At 70.4% G+C, this 18699-nt stretch carries 17 protein-coding genes, 1 pseudogene and 1 riboswitch; of the genes and pseudogenes, 10 read left to right on the forward strand and 8 right to left on the reverse strand.

The features are described 5' to 3' along the window. Window positions 1–4 precede the first annotated feature (4 nt). The 3 genes from ACIA1L_RS04185 to era all read left to right on the forward strand — a co-directional run bounded on the left by ACIA1L_RS04185 (window position 5) and on the right by era (window position 3523). A complete protein-coding gene (locus ACIA1L_RS04185; RefSeq protein WP_396071057.1) occupies window positions 5–1378 on the forward strand; it encodes a hemolysin family protein in 1374 nt (457 codons plus the stop codon). Further along, window positions 1371–1742, forward strand: coding sequence for a cytidine deaminase (locus ACIA1L_RS04190; RefSeq protein WP_396071058.1), 372 nt, complete (start codon window positions 1371–1373; stop codon window positions 1740–1742). The genes ACIA1L_RS04185 and ACIA1L_RS04190 overlap by 8 nt, the downstream gene beginning before the upstream one ends. Window positions 1743–2647: 905 nt before the next feature. Next, entirely contained in the window at window positions 2648–3523 is an 876-nt protein-coding gene (era, locus tag ACIA1L_RS04195; RefSeq protein ID WP_396071755.1) for a GTPase Era, read from the forward strand. 2 nt (window positions 3524–3525) lie between these two features. On the opposite strand, the gene ACIA1L_RS04200 is transcribed toward era, so the two are convergent. Beyond that, window positions 3526–4311 carry a DUF4097 family beta strand repeat-containing protein gene (locus ACIA1L_RS04200; RefSeq protein WP_396071059.1) on the reverse strand — a complete coding sequence of 262 codons (786 nt, stop codon included), beginning with the start codon at window positions 4309–4311 and terminating at the stop codon, window positions 3526–3528. Between the two features lie 65 nt (window positions 4312–4376). Here ACIA1L_RS04200 and recO point away from each other — a divergent pair. Both recO and ACIA1L_RS04210 read left to right on the forward strand, forming a co-directional pair. Further along, a pseudogene (gene recO, locus ACIA1L_RS04205) lies at window positions 4377–5201 on the forward strand (DNA repair protein RecO); the annotation flags it as partial. 197 nt (window positions 5202–5398) lie between these two features. Beyond that, the gene (locus tag ACIA1L_RS04210) at window positions 5399–6178 is read left to right on the forward strand and encodes an isoprenyl transferase (protein ID WP_396071060.1); all 780 of its coding nucleotides are present in this window, start codon (window positions 5399–5401) and stop codon (window positions 6176–6178) included. A gap of 146 nt (window positions 6179–6324) precedes the next feature. Here the strand turns inward: ACIA1L_RS04210 and ACIA1L_RS04215 are convergent, their stop codons facing one another. From ACIA1L_RS04215 to ACIA1L_RS04225, 3 genes are read right to left on the reverse strand one after another with little or no spacing between them, the layout of a single operon-like run. Then, complete coding sequence (locus ACIA1L_RS04215) at window positions 6325–7041, reverse strand: haloacid dehalogenase-like hydrolase (RefSeq protein WP_396071061.1); 717 nt, start codon at window positions 7039–7041, stop codon at window positions 6325–6327. Beyond that, window positions 7038–7334, reverse strand: a complete 297-nt coding sequence (locus ACIA1L_RS04220) for an MTH1187 family thiamine-binding protein (protein WP_396071062.1) — start codon at window positions 7332–7334, stop codon at window positions 7038–7040. The genes ACIA1L_RS04215 and ACIA1L_RS04220 overlap by 4 nt, the downstream gene beginning before the upstream one ends. A gap of 4 nt (window positions 7335–7338) precedes the next feature. After that, window positions 7339–7938, reverse strand: a complete 600-nt coding sequence (locus tag ACIA1L_RS04225) for a TetR/AcrR family transcriptional regulator (protein WP_396071063.1) — start codon at window positions 7936–7938, stop codon at window positions 7339–7341. Between the two features lie 125 nt (window positions 7939–8063). On the opposite strand from ACIA1L_RS04225, the gene ACIA1L_RS04230 reads away from it, so the two are divergent. The 3 genes from ACIA1L_RS04230 (at window position 8064) to ACIA1L_RS04240 (ending at window position 13417) form a co-directional block, all read left to right on the forward strand. Further along, complete coding sequence (locus tag ACIA1L_RS04230) at window positions 8064–9488, forward strand: MFS transporter (protein ID WP_396071064.1); 1425 nt, start codon at window positions 8064–8066, stop codon at window positions 9486–9488. Between the two features lie 228 nt (window positions 9489–9716). Beyond that, complete coding sequence (gene helR / locus ACIA1L_RS04235) at window positions 9717–11837, forward strand: RNA polymerase recycling motor ATPase HelR (RefSeq protein ID WP_396071065.1); 2121 nt, start codon at window positions 9717–9719, stop codon at window positions 11835–11837. Beyond that, window positions 11834–13417 carry an MDR family MFS transporter gene (locus ACIA1L_RS04240; RefSeq protein ID WP_396071066.1) on the forward strand — a complete coding sequence of 528 codons (1584 nt, stop codon included), beginning with the start codon at window positions 11834–11836 and terminating at the stop codon, window positions 13415–13417. The genes helR and ACIA1L_RS04240 overlap by 4 nt, the downstream gene beginning before the upstream one ends. 59 nt (window positions 13418–13476) lie before the next feature. Here the strand turns inward: ACIA1L_RS04240 and ACIA1L_RS04245 are convergent, their stop codons facing one another. The 3 genes from ACIA1L_RS04245 to ACIA1L_RS04255 form a co-directional block, all read right to left on the reverse strand. Beyond that, complete coding sequence (locus tag ACIA1L_RS04245) at window positions 13477–14280, reverse strand: energy-coupling factor transporter transmembrane component T family protein (RefSeq protein WP_396071067.1); 804 nt, start codon at window positions 14278–14280, stop codon at window positions 13477–13479. A 96-nt stretch (window positions 14281–14376) separates the two neighbouring features. Next, window positions 14377–15816, reverse strand: coding sequence for an ABC transporter ATP-binding protein (locus ACIA1L_RS04250; protein WP_396071068.1), 1440 nt, complete (start codon window positions 15814–15816; stop codon window positions 14377–14379). Between the two features lie 4 nt (window positions 15817–15820). Then, the gene (locus ACIA1L_RS04255; protein ID WP_396071069.1) at window positions 15821–16414 is read right to left on the reverse strand and encodes an ECF transporter S component; all 594 of its coding nucleotides are present in this window, start codon (window positions 16412–16414) and stop codon (window positions 15821–15823) included. A 75-nt stretch (window positions 16415–16489) separates the two neighbouring features. Continuing rightward, window positions 16490–16596, reverse strand: a riboswitch (TPP riboswitch). A gap of 94 nt (window positions 16597–16690) precedes the next feature. Here ACIA1L_RS04255 and ACIA1L_RS04260 point away from each other — a divergent pair. Further along, on the forward strand, window positions 16691–17506 hold the full coding sequence (locus ACIA1L_RS04260) for an alpha/beta fold hydrolase (RefSeq protein WP_396071070.1): 816 nt from the start codon (window positions 16691–16693) through the stop codon (window positions 17504–17506). Between the two features lie 73 nt (window positions 17507–17579). Continuing rightward, on the forward strand, window positions 17580–18107 hold the full coding sequence (locus ACIA1L_RS04265; RefSeq protein WP_396071756.1) for a DUF6328 family protein: 528 nt from the start codon (window positions 17580–17582) through the stop codon (window positions 18105–18107). Here ACIA1L_RS04265 and ACIA1L_RS04270 read toward each other — a convergent pair. Next, complete coding sequence (locus ACIA1L_RS04270) at window positions 18082–18690, reverse strand: hypothetical protein (RefSeq protein WP_396071757.1); 609 nt, start codon at window positions 18688–18690, stop codon at window positions 18082–18084. The two genes, ACIA1L_RS04265 and ACIA1L_RS04270, sit on opposite strands and share 26 nt — an antisense overlap. Window positions 18691–18699 lie beyond the last annotated feature (9 nt).

The following is an 18699-nucleotide window of genomic DNA, read 5'->3' on the forward strand; positions in this document are numbered from 1 at the left end:
CCTGATGGAGCCTCCCTCTGTTCTCGCCGCGGCCGATGCCGCCGCGGCCGGATTGCCTGATCTGCAGCTGATCGTCTACGCGGTGCTGCTGGTGTTTCTCGCCGGGCTCGCGTCGATGACCGACGCCGCCCTCGGTTCTGTCTCCCCGGCGCGGGCCGCGGAGATGGAACGGGAGGGCCAGCGCGGGGCGGCTGCCCTGGCCGCCGTCGCCGGGGACGTCGTGCGGCACCTCAACCTGCTGCTGCTCCTGCGGCTGCTGTGCGAGCTGACCGCGACCACCCTGGTCGCGCTGGTCGCGGTGGACACGTGGGGTGCGGGTTGGCGGTCGGCGCTGGTCACCGCCGGGGCGATGACGCTGGTCAGTTTCGTGGTGGTGGGTGTCGGCCCGCGCACGGTGGGACGGCAGCACGCGTACGCGGTGGGTAAGGCGACCGCCCCGCTGGTCCGTTGGATCGGCCGGGTGTTCAACCCGCTGGCGTCGCTGCTGATCTTGATCGGTAACGCTGTGACACCGGGCAAGGGCTTCCCGGAGGGGCCGTTCGGCAGTCAGGTGGAACTGCGGGAGCTGGTCGACCTGGCAGAGCAGCGCGGCGTGGTGGAGCACGGCGAGCGCGAGATGATCCACTCGGTGTTCGCGCTGGGTGACACCATCGCCCGGGAAGTGATGGTGCCACGCACCGAAATGGTGTGGATCGAGGCGCCGAAGACATTGCAGCAGGCGCTGTTCCTGTTCCTGCGCTCCGGCTTCTCCCGCATCCCGGTCATCGGCGACAGCGTCGACGACGTGCTGGGCGTGCTCTATCTGAAAGACGTGGTCCGGCGGACTCAGAACGGGGACCCGGCCTCCGCCGCCGTACCGGTCGCGGAGCTGATGCGCCCCGCCACGTTCGTGCCCGAGTCGAAGCCGGTGGACGACCTGCTGTCCGAGATGCAGGCGGCCCGCATGCACCTGGTCATCGTCGTCGACGAGTACGGCGGCACGGCCGGGCTGGTGACCATCGAGGACATCCTCGAGGAAATCGTCGGCGAGATCACCGACGAATACGACGTGGAACGCCCGCCGATCGAGCACCTGGACGACGGCGCTGTGCGGGTGACCGCCCGCCTGCCGATCGAGGACCTGGGCGAGATCTACGGCGTGGAACTGCCCGCCGACGAGGTCGAAACGGTCGGCGGCCTGCTCGCCCAAACGCTCGGCCGAGTGCCCATTCCGGGTGCCACCGTCGACGTCGGCGGCCTGCACTTGATCGCCGAGGGCACCACCGGACGCCGCAACCGCATCGACTCGGTGCTGGTGCGCCGGGCCGACCCCCCGGCCGAACGCTCCGGCGACGAGAACGCCCCCGAACCCGAGGAAAGACAGCACGCCGATGCCTGACCAGACCATTCCCGCCGGCCTCGCCGCCGCCGAACTCAAGCCCGAGGACGCCAAGCTGGTCACCCTGGCCCGCAGCGCCCGCGCCCGGGTGGGCGCCGCCGAAGGCGCATCGGTACGCGACCAGGACGGCCGCACCTACGCCGCCGCCACGGTGTCCCTGCCCAGCCTCAAGGTCACCGCCTTGCAGCTCGCGGTGGCGTCGGCGGTGGCAGCGGGCGCGAGCACGATCGAGGCCGCAGCGGTGGCAACGGCGGCCGAATCGCTCGACGGCCTGGGCCACATCGCCGTGCGCGACCTAGCCGTCGCGGCCCCCATCCACGTGGCGGCGCCGGACGGCACTCTCCGCGGCACGGTGACCGAGTGACGCAGCAGCCCGGCGGCGGAGACCGCAAGCCCCCGACCGGCGACCGCAAGCTCACCGCGGGAGAGCGCAAGCTCACTGCGGGAGAACGTAATGAGCAGCGCCGCCAGGAGCGCCGGGCCGCTCGCCGCGAGCAGGATGCCGCGGCGGCTGGCCGCGCCGGAGCCGGCGGCCGTGCGGGCAAGGGCGGCAAACCGGGCAGCGGCGGCGTAGGCAAGGCCGGCGGCTCTGGCGCGGGCACCCGCGCCGGAACGGCTGGTGGCCGCGGAGCGGGCGATGACCGGGTTAGATCGGTCGGTGACCGTGGAGCCGCGGGCGGCGATTGGGCTGGATCGGCCGGTGGTCGTGCGGCCGCCGGCGATGGCCGCGCTGGATCGGCTGGTGGCCGTGCTGCAGCGGGCGATGACCGGGTTGGATCATCGGGTAGCGGTCGTGCGGCCGGCGGCAGTGAGCGCGCCGGACTGCGTGGCGGTCGTGCGACGGCGGGCGGCGCGGGCCGGGATGGCGGCGCGGGAAGTCGGCGCGCGGGGTCCGGTAGCGCGGGCGGTGCGGGCGGTGCGGGCGGTGCGGCCGCAGGTAAGACGACGACCGGTGCGTGGGGTCGGGGTGTGGTCGGGGACGGCTCTGCGAAGCGCAGTGCCGGCAAGAACGACTTCTATCCCAAGAGCGCGCCGACGAGAAGGCGGATTGCGAAGCCGAGTGTTGCTGGGTCTGCTGCGGAGACGCGGAAGTCCAGCGGGACTGTGGGAACGCGGAAGTCCGGTGCGGCGGGGGCGAGCGGCGGCGCGCCGGTCGGAGCCGTGAGCTCGGGGCCACGGGCTGAGGTTGGGGCGGGGGACGCCCGTACCGTTGCCGGGGTCAAGAAGCACCGGCACAAGGCTGCGCGCCCCACACGGCCGGTCGACGACGTGTATCGCGCGGGTTTTGCCTGTTTTGTGGGGCGACCGAACGCCGGCAAGTCGACGCTGACGAACGCGATCATCGGGCAGAAGATCGCGATCACCTCGAACAAGCCGCAGACCACCCGGCACGTCATTCGCGGCGTCCTGCACCGCGACGACGCCCAGCTGGTGCTGGTGGATACGCCGGGGTTGCACCGGCCCAAGACGCTGCTCGGCGAACGGCTGAACGATCTCGTCCGGGAGACCTGGAGCGAGGTCGACGTGATCGGGGTGTGCTTCCCGGCGGACGAGCCGGTGGGCGCCGGAGACCGGTTCATCTCGGCGGAGATCGCCGAGCTCAAGGCCAAGGTCATCGCGTTGGTGACCAAGGTCGACCTGGTGTCGCCGACCGTGCTGGCGCAGCGCCTGCTGGAGGTCAGCAAGCTTTACGACTTCGCGGAGATCGTGCCGGTCAGCGCGGTTTCCGGGCATCAGGTGGACACCTTGGTCGACGTGATCGTCAGGCAGCTGCCGGAGTCGCCGCCGCTGTATCCGGACGACGTGCTGACCGAGGAGCCCGAGCAGGTGCTGATCGGCGAGCTCATTCGCGAGGCGGCGCTGGAGGGTGTGCGTGACGAGCTGCCGCACTCGATTGCGGTCCTGGTCGAGGAGTTCCTCGTCGAGGGCAAGACCACCAAGATCTATGCGAATGTGTACGTCGAGCGGGACAGCCAGAAGTCGATCGTGATCGGGACCAAGGGCGCCCGCCTCAAAGAGGTGGGCACGCGTGCTCGGGCGGAGATCGAGGCGCTGCTGGGTCGCAAGGTCTACCTCGACCTGCATGTGCGGGTCGCGAAGGAGTGGCAGCGCGACCCGAAGCAGCTCCGCAGGCTCGGCTTCTAGCCTTACGAGCTGCGGATGGTGACGTTGCCGCTGCTGGTGCGGACGCTGAGCAGCTGGGTGCCCTTCGGGTCGGCGGTAAAGTCCGACTCGAAGGTGCCGGAGCCGACCCGCTCGTCGATGCGGTAGGCGCCGGCCGGCACGGCCACGTCGATGTTGCCGCTGGAGGCCCGGGCGCTGACGTCGGCGCTCTGCTGCAGGAGCAGGTCGATGTTGCCCGAGCTGACCTCGGCTTTGACCGCGTTGCCGCCGGTCAGGTCCAGGGCCGAAATGTTGCCCGAGGTGGCGCCCAGCGTGACCGGGCCGGTGCTGCCGGCGACGTCGATGTTGCCCGAGGTGGCGGTGGCCTTGACCGGTCCGGTGGCCCGCTCGATGTGGATGTCGCCGGACTTCACGCTCACGTCGGCCGATGCCACGTCGAGCAATCCCAGGTTGCCGGAGTTCAGGCCGCCGCGGACGGTCACGCCGGTGGGCGCCTCGATCTCGTACGACGACCAGCAGTCGGAGCCGCATGTCGTGTCCACGGACAGCACGGTGCCGGCGAGACGGTAGGAGGGGCCGGGGTCGCCGCCGCCCCGGACGACGCGTTTGATGCGCGTCTCGGTGATCGCCGAGGTGGTCACCCGGATGTCGCCCGCACCACCGGCCACGACGATCTCGGTGACCTTCACCTTCTCGGTGTCGTCGAAGGTGAGCTTCGCGCCGACTGCCCCGTTGCAACCGGTGAGGGTCGCCGCGGCGGCGATCAGGATGAGTGCGCCGGCGGTACGCCGGGCCAGCCTCGCTGTCATGCTGAGAAACCTATGAGCCCGGGTACGCCCAGCGCCATCCGTCCCTCCACCCAGCGACCCCGGAGATGACCCTGAGATCCGGGTCAGGGTCTGTCGTACCCACCGGGCAGAATGCAGGGGTGCCCGCAGCCGGATACCGCCGCCAGCTCTACCGCGACGACGCGGTGGTGCTGCGCGTGCAGAAGCTCGGCGAGAGCGACCGGATTATCACGTTGCTGACCCGCCGACACGGCCGGTTACGCGCGGTTGCCCGAGGCGTGCGGCGCACCATGTCCCGCTTCGGTGCCCGGTTGGAGCCGTTCGGCCACATCGACGTGCAGCTCGCCGGCTCGCCGGAGGGGGTGGGCAGCAGCCTGCACTCGATCAGCCAGGTGGAGGGCGTCAACCTGTTCGCCAAGCGGTTCCTCGAGGACTATCCGCGTTACACGGCCGCCAGCGCCATCGCGGAGACCGCCGAGCGCCTGACGCCGGTGGAGCGGGAGCCGTCGTTGCGCCTGTTCCAGCTCACTCTCGGTGCCTTCAAAGCGCTGGCCGCGGGCGAGCATGCCACGTGCCTGGTCTTGGACGCCTACCTGCTGCGCGGGATGGCATTCGCGGGGTGGGCGCCGGCGCTGGCCGAGTGCGCGGTCTGTGGCACCGAGGGGCCCCACGGTGCGTTCTCCGTGCCGGCCGGCGGGTCGGTCTGCCCGGACTGCCGCCCGCCCGGCGCTGCCCATCCTGCCCCGGCGACGCTCGGGCTGATGCATGCGTTGACTCACGGTGACTGGGGCGTCGCCGATGTCGCCGAGCCGCCGGTGCGCCGGGAGTGCAGCGGCCTGGTCGCCGCCCACCTGCAATGGCACATGGAACGCAACCTGCGAGCCCTGCCCCTGGTCGACCGCCGGGAGCCGGACCGGCTTGACACAGGCCGCCGGGAGCTGGACCGGCTTGACACAGGCCGCCGGGAGCTGGACCGGCTTGACACAGGCCGCCGGGAGCCGGACCGGCCTGACACAGGCCGCCGGGAGCTGGGCCAGCCTGACACCGACTGCCGGGAGGCTACCCCGGCCCAGCGCCACCCGATCATCAGTGAGCAACGGGAGACCCTGTGACACGTCCGCCCACCCCGCACATCTCCGGCGCGCGGCCGCCGGCGCTGCCCAAGGACGCGATCCCCAAGCACGTCGCGCTGGTGATGGACGGCAACGGTCGCTGGGCCAAGGACCGCGGCCTGTCCCGCACCAAGGGCCACGAGCAGGGCGAGTACTCGCTGTTCGACGCCGTCGAGGGCGCGATCGAGTTGGGCATTCCCTATCTCTCGGCGTACGCGTTCTCCACCGAGAACTGGCGGCGGTCGCCGGAGGAAGTCAAGTTCCTGATGGGCTTCAACCGGGACGTGATCCGGCGCCGCCGCGATCAGCTGGTCGAGCTGGGCGTCCGGGTGGTCTGGTCGGGCCGGGCCGGGCGGCTGTGGAAGAGCGTCATCTCGGAGCTGCAGACCGCCGAGGAGATGTCGCGTGGCAACAAGACGCTGACCCTGCAGTTCTGCGTCAACTACGGCGGCCAGGCGGAGATCGCGGATGCGGCGGCGGCGATCGCCCGCGATGTGGCAGCCGGGAAGCTCAAGGCCGACAAGGTCAACGAGAAGACCATCCAGAAGTATCTCTACCACCCCGAGGTGCCGGAGGTGGACCTGTTCCTGCGCCCGTCGGGGGAGCAGCGCACGTCCAACTTCCTGCTGTGGCAGTCGGCCTATGCGGAGCTGGTCTTCCTCGACACGCTCTGGCCCGACTTCGACCGCCGCCACCTCTGGTACGCCTGCGAGCTCTACGCCCAACGCGACCGTCGCTTCGGCGGCGCTATCCCGAACCCGATCGCCCCGCAGTAGGCTCGCCGGCGGCGGCCGCGCCAGTCGGCCAGGTCGCGGTTGCTTCCGCCGCGACTGTGACGGGCCGCGACTGTGACGGGCCGCGACTGTGACGGGCCGCGACTGTGACGGGCCGCGTCTTGTCGGCCAGGTCGCGGTTGCTTCCGCTACGGCCTGGACGGGCCGCGCCCGTTCGTCAGGTCGGGAGTTGCTTCCGCTATGGCGGTGACGGCTGCGCGCACGTCGGTCAGGTCGGGGAGGACGACGTGGGCGCCGGCTCGGGCCAGGTCGGCCGCAGTCGGTGCGCCGGTGGCTACTCCGATGGCTACGGCATCGTTAGCCAGCGCCGCGGTGATGTCGTGGGCGGTGTCGCCGATCACGACAGGCTGGAACTGTTCGCCGTACTTTGCTTCGGCCCGTTCCCGGCAGCGGCGCACCAGTGTCGCGCGGACGCTGTCGTCGGTGCCGTAGCCGCCGACTTCCGCGTCGAAGTCGGCGGTGAGGCCGAAGGCGGCGATCTTGGCGGCGGCGACCTGGGGCACGTTGCCGGTGACCAGGGTCTGTACCACGTTAGTGCGGGCGCCCAGTGCGTCGAGCACGGACCGCACGCCGGGCAGCAGCGTGCCGCGTTCGGCGAAGAGGTGCCGGGCGGCGTGCACCTGCTCGACGTACCGGGCGAAGAACCGTTCCGGGGTGCAGTCGGTGACGCCGTGTGTGGCGAACACCTCGGCGCAGATGTCCAGGTCGGTACGCCCACCGAAGCTCGGCGTCGCCTGCCAGGGCAGCCCGGTCACCTCGGTGAACGCGGCCATCCACGCCTGCGCGGCAACGTCCCCGCCCCGCAGCAGCGTGTAGTCGATGTCCCACATCACGAGGCGTCTCATTGTTCGGCCAGCCGCTGTTCGATGTGTGCCACCTTGGCTTCCAGCGCGTTCGTGACGCCGGGTCGGATGTCGGCCTTGAGGGACAGGCTGACCCGCGGTGCCCCGGCGGCCACGACGTCGACCGCCTGCTTGACGACGGCCATGACCTCGTCCCACTCGCCTTCGATGGTGGTGAACATGGCGTCTGTGCGGTTCGGCAGCCCGGAGGCGCGCACCACCCGGACGGCTTCGGCAACCAGGTCGCCGACGGACTCGGAGCCGCCGAGTGGGGTGACGGAGAAGGCGATCAGCATGGCCTCATCGTGGCATGGGCGGATTCCGCAGGAGTGCTTCGGTGAGGTCGCGCAGCGGCGCGATGAGGTCCTGTTCGGTGGCGGCGGTCAGCGGTTCCAAACCGGTGGAGTAGCGCAGCAGGGTGATGCCCAGCACGGCCGAGAGCAGCATTTCGGCGCGAAGGAGAAGCTGGTCGTCGCCGGGCTGCCAGCCTGCCACTGTCGCCAGCCGTACGGCGAAGGTGTGCAGGACGTCCCGGCGGATCTGGTCGGCGCGCTCGTTGCCGGAGGAGCGCAGCAGCAGCAACAGCCGGGTTGGCGGCAGGCCGTCGCGGTTGCCGGTGATCTGTGCGGCGATGGCGGCCGGGATCTGGTCGACGGTGACCTGGTCGCGCACGCTGCGGTCGATCTCGTCGGCCGCCCCGACCAGGCACGCCTTGAACAGGCCTTCCTTGGAGTCGAAGTAGCGGTTGATCAGCGCGACGTTCACTCCGGCGTCGTCGGCGATCTCCCGTACGGTCGTCGCGGCATAGCCGTGGGCCGCGAAGCGCTGCCGCGCGGCGTCGAGCAAGAGGCGCTGGGTGCCGGTGGCGTCCCGGCGGCGCGGCGGGGTGTCTGTCGTCATGGCGTCCTCTCCTCGTTGCCCAGGGTAACGGCCCACCCGTGTGAGGTAAACAACCGTTGACTTGCCGTCTCGGCTGCCGATACTAGGTAAGTCAGCAACTGTTTACTAGTAGCTCCGGGGGAGCCGTGACCCAGACGATCGAAGCCACCAGGGCCGAGGAGCCCGCCGCGCCCGTGGCCCCCGGCCGTGGCCGCCTCATCGTGCTCTACCTGTCGCTGGGCGGTCTCGCGTTCGCGGTGCTCCAGTCGCTGGTGGCGCCCGCGCTGTCCACCATCGGGCAGGACCTCAACGCCTCCACCAGCGACATCAGCTGGATCCTCACCGCCTATCTGCTGGCCGCCTCGGTGCTGACGCCGATCCTCGGCCGCCTCGGTGACATGGTCGGCAAGCGCCGGGTCCTGATCGGCGTGCTGGCCGTGCTGGGCATCGGCACCCTGTTGGCGGCGCTGGCGCCGAACCTGGGCGTGCTGATCGTCGCCCGGGCGCTGCAGGGTGCCGCCGGCGCGGTCATGCCGCTGTCCATCGGCATCGTGCGCGACGAACTGCCCCGCGAGAAGGTCGGCGTCACCATCGGCCTGCTCTCCGCGATCTTCGGCATCGGCGCCGGTGTCGGCATCGTGGCCGCCGGGCCGATCGTCGAGCACCTGTCCTGGCACTGGCTGTTCTGGCTCCCGCTGGGCCTGGTCGTCGTCGCCCTGCTCGGCGTCATCTTCGGCATGCCGGAGTCGCCGGTGCGCAAGCCCGGCCGCCTGGACGTGCTCGGCGCTTCCATCCTGTCGGTGTCCCTGGTCGCGCTGCTGCTGGCGATCAGCAAGGGTCAGGCCTGGGGCTGGGCCGACGCCAAGACCCTCGTGCTGCTCGCGCTCGGCGTCATCACCCTGGTCGCCTTTGTGGTGGTCGAGCGCCGGGTGCAGGATCCGCTGGTCGACATGCGACTGCTGACCGTACGCGGAGTGTGGACCGCCAACCTCGTCGCGCTGATCTTCGGCTTCGCGATGTTCGGCACCTTCGTCCTCGTCCCGACCCTGCTCCAGTTGCCCGCCGTCACCGGGTACGGCTTCGGCAAGTCGGTGTCGCAGGCCGGCCTGTTCCTGCTGCCCACCACCGTGATGATGGTGGTGTTCGGCCCGCTCGCCGGCATGCTGGTGCGCAAGGTCGGCCCGAAGCCGCCCATGTTCCTCGGTGCTGTCCTCGTCACCGCCGCGTTCGTGCTCCCCGCCATCGGCCACGGCGAGATCTGGCAGATCCTGGTCTCCGGGCTGCTCACCGGTGCGGGCATCGGCCTCGCCTTCGCGGCCATGTCGAACGCGGTCATCGAGAGCGTTCCGGCCGCCCAGACCGGCGAGGCCACCAGTGTCAACACCATTGCGCGGACCATCGGCAGCAGCATCGGCACGGCCGTCATCGCCGCGGTGATCTCGTCGCACAGCACGCCGCGCGGACTGCCCACCGACAGCGCCTTCACCACCGGCTTCTGGGTCTGCGCCGGCGTAGCCGCACTCGCAGTCGTTGCCTCGCTGGCTGTGCCGGCGCGTAAGCGCCAGCAATAGCAAACAGCGAATGACACTCGGGCCGTGCTCCAGGAAAATTGGAGCACGGCCCGAGTGTCATAGCCGAGAGTCGAGGATGTGCGAAGGCGAAGACGCTCTTACGTCACTTCTAACCTATAACACAGAGGGGGGCTTGCGGCAAGACCCCGTTCCTGCAGCAGAATCGCTGGCCGAGGTCGAATTGCCGGACAAAAGCGCCACCGGAACGGCCTCAGATCGGAGCTGAGCGTGCGTTCGCAGACCACCAGCGTGTTCGACCTTCCCGACCGGCTCGCCCACAAGGCCGGCCCGGCCCTGATCGCCGCCGACGAGCGGCACCTCAGGGCTATCGCCGACAGCCTCGCCCAGACGACCACCGACCAGACCGACCGCCTCAACGCCGAGCGCCGGACCCGCGGCGGCATCGGCGAACAGGCCCTGAACCGCGACCAGGAGATCCACCGGCTCACCACCCGGCTGCGGACGTTGCGCCGCTTCAGCATGGACCTGTGCCTGGGTCGCATGGTCGGCGCGGACGGCGCCGAGTCGGTCTACATCGGACGGCTCGGCCTCGCTGACGACACGGGACGCCGCTTGCTGGTCGACTGGCGCTCGCCCGCTGCGGCGCCCTTCTTCGCTGCCACGCCCGCCGAGCCGATGGGCCTCATCAGCCGCCGCCGCTTCCGCTGGACCCGGGGCCGCATCACTGACTACTGGGACGAGGTGTTCGCGCCGGACGGTTGGGCGGGGGACGTGGCGCTGGACGACGACTCCGCGTTCATCGCGAGTCTGGGGAGCAGTCGCTCGGCCCGTATGCGCGACGTGCTCGGCACTATCCAGGCGGACCAAGACGCCATCATTCGGGCAAGTTCGCGCGGCGCGCTGGTCGTGGACGGCGGACCCGGCACCGGCAAGACCGTCGTCGCGCTGCACCGCACTGCATACCTGCTCTATGCGGATCCGCGCCTGGGGCACCGCCGTGGGGGAGTGCTGTTCGTCGGGCCGCATCAACCCTATCTGTCCTATGTGGCCGATGTGCTGCCGAGTCTGGGCGAAGAAGACGTGCAGACGTGCACGCTGCGCGACCTCGTAACCGAGGGAGCCGTGGCGCTTCCCGAGAAAGATCCGGAGGTAGCCCGGCTCAAGGCCTCCGCGGACCTGGTCGGGGCCATCGAGGCGGCGGTGCGCTTCTATGAGGAACCGCCCGCTCAGGGGACAACGGTCACCACCGACGAAGCCGACGTGTGGCTCAGCCCGGACGACTGGGCCGAGGCGTTCGCGGCCGTGGAACCCGGCACCCCGCACAACGAGGCGCGCGACCAGGTGTGGGCGGAACTGCAGACAATCCTGGGTTCCTCCGTACGCGACAAGGATCTGTGGGCTGCACTCCAGCGAGCCTGGCCCCTGCTCGATGCGGCGGATGTCGTTGCGGACCTGTGGTCGGTGCCGGCGTACCTGCGCAAGTGCGCGCCGTGGCTCAGCGCCGACGAGGTGCGCACGTTGCAGCGCGCCGACGCCAAGGCGTGGACGACGGCCGACCTGCCACTGCTGGACGCGGCACGGCAACGGCTCGGCGACCCCGGTGAGCCCCGGCGCCGCCAGCATCGTGCCGCCGCGGTTGCCACCGAACGGTCCCGGATGAACCGGGTCGTGGACGACCTCATCGCCAGCGTCGACGACGAGTACGGCGTCGGCCTGGTGACCATGCTGCGCGGCGAGGACTTTGTGGACGCCCTCGTCGACGAGGCCGCGCTGCCCGCCGCCACCCCGGACCGACTCGCCGGCCCGTACGCGCACATCGTCGTGGACGAGGCGCAGGAGCTCACCGATGCCCAATGGCAGCTGCTGGTGCGGCGTTGCCCGTCGAAAAGCTTCACCATCGTCGGTGACCGCGCCCAGGCCCGGCACGGCTTCACCGAGTCGTGGCAGGAGCGACTGGCCCGCATCGGCCTGGACCAGGTGCGGCCGGCCACGTTGACCGTCAACTACCGCACGCCCGCGGAGATCATGGCGCAGGCCGAGCCGGTGATCCGAGCCGTGCTCCCCGACGCCAACGTGCCCACCTCGATCCGCGACAGTGGCATCGCAGTGACGTACGGGTCCGTCGCGGAGTTGCCGGCGATCCTGGCTGCCTGGTCTGCAGAGCACGCCGAAGGAACCGCATGCGTCATCGGCGATCCCGCATTCCGGCCCACCAGTCGGGTGCGGTCGCTGACCCCGGAACTCGCGAAGGGACTCGAGTTCGACCTGGTCGTCCTCGTCGACCCAGAGCGGTTCGGCGCCGGCGTCGAGGGCGCCGTCGACCGCTACGTAGCCATGACCCGAGCTACCCGCCAGCTCGTCATTCTCACCACCGAGGAAGATCGATGACGTCAGTCACCAGCTCCACCGACCAGCCGGAGTCCTCCGCGCGGATGTCCCATCGCGAGGTCGTTCAGGCGCTCTCCGGCCTGATGGTCGGCATGTTCGTGACGATCCTGGCCTCGACGGTCGTGTCGAACGCGCTGCCGCGGATCATCGCCGAGTTGGACGGCAGCCAGTCCGTCTACACCTGGATCGTCACCACGGAACTGCTGGCGATGACCGCGACCGTGCCGCTGTGGGGCAAGCTGGCCGACCTGTTCAGCAAGAAGCTGCTCATCCAAGTCTCGCTCAGCCTGTTCGTGGTGGGCTCGCTCCTCGCCGGGCTCACCCCGAACGTCGGCATTCTCATCCTGAGCCGGGTGGTGCAGGGCATCGGTGCCGGCGGGGTGGGCTCGCTGGCACTGATCGCGATGGCGGCGATGATTCCGCCGCGGGAACTGGGCCGGTACTCCGGCATGTTCGGTGCGGTGTTCGGCGTCGCCACCATCGCCGGGCCGCTCATCGGCGGGGTGCTGGTGGACACGTCGTGGCTGGGGTGGCGGTGGTGCTTCCTGATCGGCGTACCGTTCTCGGTGGGCACGATCGCGTTGCTGCAGAAGACGATGCACCTGCCGCCCGCCCCGCGCAAGCGGGTGTCGATCGACTGGCTCGGCGCTTTCCTCATTGTGGCGGGCGTCTGTGACCTGCTGATCTGGTCGACCCTGGCCGGACACCAGTTCGCCTGGGGCTCCTGGCAGACCGCGGTCTTCGTGGCCGGCGGGGTGCTGCTGCTCACCCTCGCGGTGTGGCAGGAGTCGAGGGCCAAAGAGCCGATCATTCCGCTGAGCATCTTCCGCAACCGCACGGTCGCCCTGACCATCGTCGCCAGCGTGCTGGTCGGTCTCGCCATGTTCGGTGGCACGGTGTTCCTGTCGCAGTACTTTCAGATCTCGCTGGGCAAGTCGCCGACCGTCGCCGGGCTGATGAGCCTGCCGCTGATTTTCGGCCTGCTGGTGTCCTCGACACTCGCCGGCCAGCTCATCACCAAGTACGGCCGCTGGAAGGCGTACCTGGTCGCCGGCTCGGTGATCATGACGGCCGGGATGCTGTTGCTGAGCACGATCGACGCGCACACCAGCGTGCTGAAGCTGTCGCTCTTCATGGCAGTGCTCGGCATCGGTGTCGGCATGCTCATGCAGAACCTCGTCCTGGCCGCCCAGAACGACGTGCCCGCTCAGGAGCTAGGTGCCACCACGTCGTCGCTGACCTTCTTTCGCAGCATGGGTGGGGCGATCGGCGTCAGCGCCCTGGGCGCTGTCCTGGCAAACCGGGTGACGTCGCTGCTGGCTGAGCGGTTCGGCACGGCCGGGACCGATGGCGGCACCGCGAAGGTGCCCGACCTCGCTACGCTGCCGCCGGGGGTGCTGTCCGTCATCCGGGACGTTTACGGCGCGGCCACCGCCGACCTGTTCCTGGTCGGCACCCCGATCGCGTTGCTCGCCGTCATTGCAGTCCTGTTCATCAAAGAGAAACCGCTGCACACGCTGAGCGGCGACGAGCGCCGCGCCCAGGAAGAAGCCGCGGGCGCCGCGACCGTGGTCCCGTAACTATCAGCCAGGATCGGGCGGAAGAAGCCGCGGGCGCCGCGACCGTGGTCCCGTAACTATCAGCCCAGGATCGGGCGGAAGAAGCCGGTCACGATGCTGGTCGCCAGCGCCGCACCGGAAAGCACGGCCGCGCCGAGGAGCAGCATCGCGTCGGCGCGGCTGAAGCGCTGAATGCGGGCGTGGGTGCGCGGTGTGGTGGCGTCGAAACCGCGGGCATCCATCGCGGTGGCGAGCCGGCCGCCGCGCCGCAGCGCGCCCACCAGCAGGGCAAAAGTCGTGGAAGCAAAGATGCGGAGCTTCGCGACCGGGTTGCGGCCCGCGTCGATGCCGCGCGCCCGGCGTGCCAGGGTCAGCATCTGCCATTCCTGGCCGAGTAGGGGAAGCAGGCGGAAAGCGGCGAGCGCGCCGATCGCGAAGCGGGCCGGCGCCTTGGCGTTCTGCACCAGCGCATCAGCCAGGTCGGTCGGGTCGGTGGTGGCGAAGACGATGATGCCGGGCAGGGCCACCGCGAAAACTCGCAGGAACATCCCCATTGCGGTGGAAGCCACGCCGGTGGTGACGGCGAACGGGCCGAGCGCGAACAGCAGCTCGCCGGACCGGTCGGCGGCGAACAGCACCATGGTCAGGAGAATGCCCAGCGCCGCGATGCTCAGCGGCCAGGCACGGCGGGCCACCACGCGCAGGTGGATGCCGAAGAACGGCAGGACGGCGAGCTCGACGGCCAGCGCCAGGGCGGGCGTGAGCGGATCCAGAGTGGCGACCAACGGCAGCGAAAACAGCAGCGCCGCGCCGAGCTTCGCCACCGGGTTGCGGCGGGCCAGCGGCGCCGCCGGGTCAGCGACCGGTGCCAGGGAAAGAGTCATGCCGCGCGCCGATCGGGGCGGGGAAGCGGCTTGACCGGGGTCGGGGTCATGCCGCGCGCCGATCGGGGCGGGGAAGCGGCTTGACCGGGGTCGGGGTCATGCCGGGCGCCGATCGGGGCGGCGGCGCGGAAGCGGCTCGGCAGAGGTCGGGGCCAGGTCGTGGACGCGGTCGGCCAGCGCGGTGACAAACGCGTCGTCATGGGTGACGGCCACGATGCCGTGGCCGTCGTCGCGGAGCTGGGCGAGCAGCTCGACCAGGCCGATCCAGGTCCTGCGGTCCTGGCCGAAGGTCGGCTCGTCCAACACCAGCAAGCGGGGCCGGGTGGCGAGCGCCGTCGCCACGCTCAGCCGCCGAGCCTCACCCCCGGACAATGTGTACGGGTTGGCGCGGGCCAGCGCCGTCAACCGCAACCGCTCCAGCAGCTCCGCCACGATCGCTGTCACCTCGGCAGCCGGGCGGCCCAGGCGGCGCGGACCCACGGCGAGCTCGTCGGCGACCCGACCGGTGACGAACTGGTGTTCCGGCGACTGGAAGACCGAACCGATGCGCTGCGTCAGTGTCGCGGCTCGCCAGCGGTGCGGCGGTTTCGGGTCGCCGAAGGCGCTCATGCGGCCCGACGTCGGCGCCAGCAGGCCACCGAGAACAAGCGCCAATGTGGACTTTCCGGCGCCGTTCGGGCCGGTCACCGCGAGGACCTCGCCGGCCCGGACGTCCAGGTCGGTGGGTGGGAGGCGGTGCCCGACGGAGACGTGCTCCGTGCGTACCAAAGGATCTGCTGGTGGGGCGACGGCCCGGTGTGGGGGCAGTGGATAGCCCGGCACCCAGACCCCCTGCTCGGCCAGGGCCGGGCCGTGCCCGGCGAAGACCACCTCGGGGGCGCCGTCGGCGGCGACCCCGCCGCCCGGCGCGAGCACCACCACCCGGTCGACCAGCGGCGACGCCTGCTCGACCCGATGTTCGACGACGATCAGCGTGGTGTCGCGGTCGCAGGACCGGGCGACGGCCGCGCGGATCAGGTCGCCGCCCGCCGGATCAAGGTTGGCGGTGGGCTCGTCGAGGAGCAACAGTCCCGGCTGCAGGGCGAGGATGCCGGCCAGCGCGAGGCGCTGCGCTTCGCCGCCGGAAAGCGCGTGGGTCTGCCGGGTGATCGGGTACGGGAAGCCGACCCGGTCCAGGGCGTCGCTGACCCGCGGCCAGATCTCCCCAGCCGGTACGCCCCGATTCTCCAAGCCGAACGCGACGTCATCGCCGCTGCGGGCCATCACGAGCTGGGTCTGCGGATCCTGGAAGAGCAGCCCGGCCCGGTCCCGGTCGCGTGGATCCCGCCCGTCGACGGTGACCGTGCCCTCGGACTCGCCGGAGTCCTCCGGCAGGAGCCCGGCCAGCGCGGCGAGCAGGGTGCTCTTGCCAGCCCCCGAAGGGCCGAGCAGCAGCACCCGCTCACCGCGCTGAATGTGCAGGTCGAGGCCGCGTACGGCCCACGCCCGGCGCCCCGCGTGGCGCCAGCCGAAGCCCTGTAGGACGACCTCTGCCATGGGTTTAGACCAGCGTCCGGTCCCGGCCCGCCGCGAAGCGGTCGAGCACGCCGGTGGGGGCCAGCGCCCGGGTCAGCGCCCAGCCGCCCGCGCCCGCGATGATCGTGCTGCTGACGATGGTGAGCAGCGCGTACGGGATGCGGTACTCCCAGAGGTCGGTGCCGCCGTTCCAGGCGAAGAAGTCGAACAGCGCGGCACTCAGGCCGGTCAGCGCGCCCGCGAACAGGGCGGCCGGCAGTTTCCAGTTGCGGTAGAGCAGGATCGCGAAGGCGATCTCCGCGCCGAGGCCCTGGACCAGGCCCTGCGGGATGACCAGGGCGCCCCAGCCGGTGCCGAGCAGCACCGAGATGACCGCGGCGACGGCTTCGGTGAAGAGTGCGGCGCCCGGCTTGCGGATGATCAGACCTGCGAGGACGGCGGGCACCAGCCAGACGCCGTAGATCAGGGTCTTCGCGGGCGGGAAGAAGGCGAACGCGGCGTCCGTGGCGTTCCACAGGTGGCCCCAGGCCCAGAAGACGACACTGAACGTGACGGCGATGATCGAGGCGATCACGATGTCGATCGTGCGCCAACGGTGTGACGGAGTGTGACTGTTCATATGTTCCGTGCCTCCCAGCAGCGGTTCACCGGGAGGAGACGCACGCCACATCCGGCGGGTTTCCGGACATGGCGCAGCTGGAGCAGACCGAGCTCCCTGCGCTGGCATTACCCAGATCAGGTTCGAGGGTCTGCGGGCGTCGGCCCGCACTCTCAGCGCTGTGCGCTCCCCTGTCGGTGAAGTTGCCCGCGACTCTCGTCGCGAACAATCTTCATGGCATGTGTTTCGATGACGCTAGCACCGGACCGGCGTACCCGTCAGCGTAGGAGGCGTCACATGGAGATCAAGGCCCGAGGGTTCACGTTCGACGTGGCAGTGTCCGGGCCGGAGGACGGCACTCCGGTTCTCTTGCTGCACGGCTTCCCTCAGGACCACCGCGAGTTCGATCTCCTGCTGCCGCGGCTGCACGCGGCGGGGCTGCGGACGTACGCCCTGGATCAGCGCGGCTACTCACCGGGGGCGCGGCCCGAGGCGGTCGCCGACTATCGGCTGCGTGAGGCGGCGGCTGACGCGGTGGCGGTGCTCGACGCGCTCGGCGTGGCCCGGGTGCACGTGATCGGCCACGACTGGGGCGCGCAGGTGGCGTGGATGCTTGCGGCTGACCATCCGGATCGGATCCGTACGCTGACCGCCGTCTCCGTCCCGCACCCGCGCGCCATGTCTGTCGCCTTGCGCAACCAGCCGTCGCAGCGGATGCGGTTCGCCTACATGGGCGTTTTCCGGTCCCGGGTGGCTGAGCGGCTGTTGCTGGCCCGCGGCGGTGCGGTTCTGCGCAGCATGATGCGCGACATCGGTCCCCGCGCCGCGCTGTACGCCCGCGCGATGGCCGAGCCGGGCCGCCTCACCGGGGCGCTGAACTGGTATCGGGCGCTGTCCCGCGGCGAGCTCGCCGGCATGGGCAAGATCACCGTGCCCACGACGTACGTGTGGAGCGACGGTGATCCGGTCGTCGGCCGGTCCGCCGCGCTGGGCACCGAGACTTGGGTGGAGGCGGACTATCGCCTGGTCGTGCTGCGCGGCATCGGGCACTGGGTGCCGGAAGAAGCGCCGAACGCGTTGGCTGAGGTGGCGCTCGCGCGCATCGGCGTTTGACGTTTCGCGTCTGCGGGCATCCGGGTCGCGCTCAACGAGAGGAGCCCCCCGGATGTCCGCCGAGAAGCCCCGCATGAAGAACGAGTCGGAGAAGCAGCGCTGGGACCGTAACTTCTCGGACCTGTTGCAGGAGTTGCGGGTCGCGCAGACCGGCGTGCAGATCCTGTTCGCGTTCCTGCTGACCTTGCCGTTCAGCAGTGGCTTCCCGAACGTGACCGCCTTCCAGAAGGACACCTACGTCGTCGCGCTCATCGCGGCCGCGTTCGCCACCGCGATGATCATCTCGCCGGTGGCTTTCCACCGGGCGCTGTTTCGCCAAGGCCGCAAGCCGGAGCTGGTCCGCTATGCGCACCGGATGGCGACCGGTGGGCTGGCCTTCATGCTGATCGCGATGGTCAGCAGCATCCTGCTCATCACCGACTACCTGCTGAACTTCTGGGTAGCGCTGGTGCTCACCGCGATTGCCGGCGCCTGGTTCCTGACCTTCTGGGCCGCGATCCCGTTCGCCAAGCGCAACTGGATGGACGAGGACGTCGAGGAGGAGGACGAGGACTTCGCCAAGAACGCGGCGGAGCCTAACGTCCCCGCCCAGCGGTCTTGAGGCCGAGCTCGCGCAGCTCCAGTGCGGCGAGCGCGTCCACCGCGGAAGCATCGCCATTGCGCCACGACTGCGCGATGTCCGGACCCAGTTTCGCGAGTTGATTCAGCGGCCGCCCGGCGAGCGCCCGCAACGCCAGCAGGTCCCGCCCGGCCGGGAGGTCCCGGACCCGGGCGGCGACCCCGGCCCGGCGCATCCACTGCAATCGCCGCGGCAACCAACCGAACAGGACCAACGCCAGCGGCACCGCCACGATCAGCAGCGCCACGATCAGCGCCACATTGCCGACGACCTCCTGCTGCTGACGGCCGGCTTCGGCAAGACCGTTGGCCGCCTCGGCCGCCCGGGTGAACGGCGCGGTCAGCTCGTCACCGACCAGCGGCACCTTGCCCACCTTGCCGCCGGCGTCGGCGAGGTTGCCCGCGATGCCCGCCCCGGCCTCCTGCATCTTCTGGCCGGGAACACCGAGCTTCTGCACCATGTCCTGCGCCCACAGCGCTGCCCGGATCCAGGCGTAGACCCAGAACACCACGAGAAGGTCGGTGAGCAGCTGGCGGACGGCGGTGGGCAGCCGGTCGGCGTACATCTTCACGCC

The organism is Actinoplanes sp. NPDC051859 (assembly GCF_044452725.1).
Lineage (GTDB): Bacteria > Actinomycetota > Actinomycetes > Mycobacteriales > Micromonosporaceae > Actinoplanes.

Bases quoted from the DNA above. Each gene is read 5' to 3' on its own strand.
- ACIA1L_RS04185 (WP_396071057.1), top strand. From the start codon at position 5: ATGGAGCCTCCCTCTGTTCTCGCCGCGGCCGATGCCGCCGCGGCCGGA.
- ACIA1L_RS04190 (WP_396071058.1), top strand. From the start codon at position 1,371: ATGCCTGACCAGACCATTCCCGCCGGCCTCGCCGCCGCCGAACTCAAG.
- ACIA1L_RS04200 (WP_396071059.1), bottom strand. From the start codon at position 4,311: ATGACAGCGAGGCTGGCCCGGCGTACCGCCGGCGCACTCATCCTGATC.
- ACIA1L_RS04215 (WP_396071061.1), bottom strand. From the start codon at position 7,041: ATGAGACGCCTCGTGATGTGGGACATCGACTACACGCTGCTGCGGGGC.
- ACIA1L_RS04220 (WP_396071062.1), bottom strand. From the start codon at position 7,334: ATGCTGATCGCCTTCTCCGTCACCCCACTCGGCGGCTCCGAGTCCGTC.
- ACIA1L_RS04225 (WP_396071063.1), bottom strand. From the start codon at position 7,938: ATGACGACAGACACCCCGCCGCGCCGCCGGGACGCCACCGGCACCCAG.
- ACIA1L_RS04240 (WP_396071066.1), top strand. From the start codon at position 11,834: ATGACGTCAGTCACCAGCTCCACCGACCAGCCGGAGTCCTCCGCGCGG.
- ACIA1L_RS04245 (WP_396071067.1), bottom strand. From the start codon at position 14,280: ATGACTCTTTCCCTGGCACCGGTCGCTGACCCGGCGGCGCCGCTGGCC.
- ACIA1L_RS04250 (WP_396071068.1), bottom strand. From the start codon at position 15,816: ATGGCAGAGGTCGTCCTACAGGGCTTCGGCTGGCGCCACGCGGGGCGC.
- ACIA1L_RS04255 (WP_396071069.1), bottom strand. From the start codon at position 16,414: ATGAACAGTCACACTCCGTCACACCGTTGGCGCACGATCGACATCGTG.
- ACIA1L_RS04260 (WP_396071070.1), top strand. From the start codon at position 16,691: ATGGAGATCAAGGCCCGAGGGTTCACGTTCGACGTGGCAGTGTCCGGG.
- ACIA1L_RS04265 (WP_396071756.1), top strand. From the start codon at position 17,580: ATGAAGAACGAGTCGGAGAAGCAGCGCTGGGACCGTAACTTCTCGGAC.
- ACIA1L_RS04270 (WP_396071757.1), bottom strand. From the start codon at position 18,690: ATGTACGCCGACCGGCTGCCCACCGCCGTCCGCCAGCTGCTCACCGAC.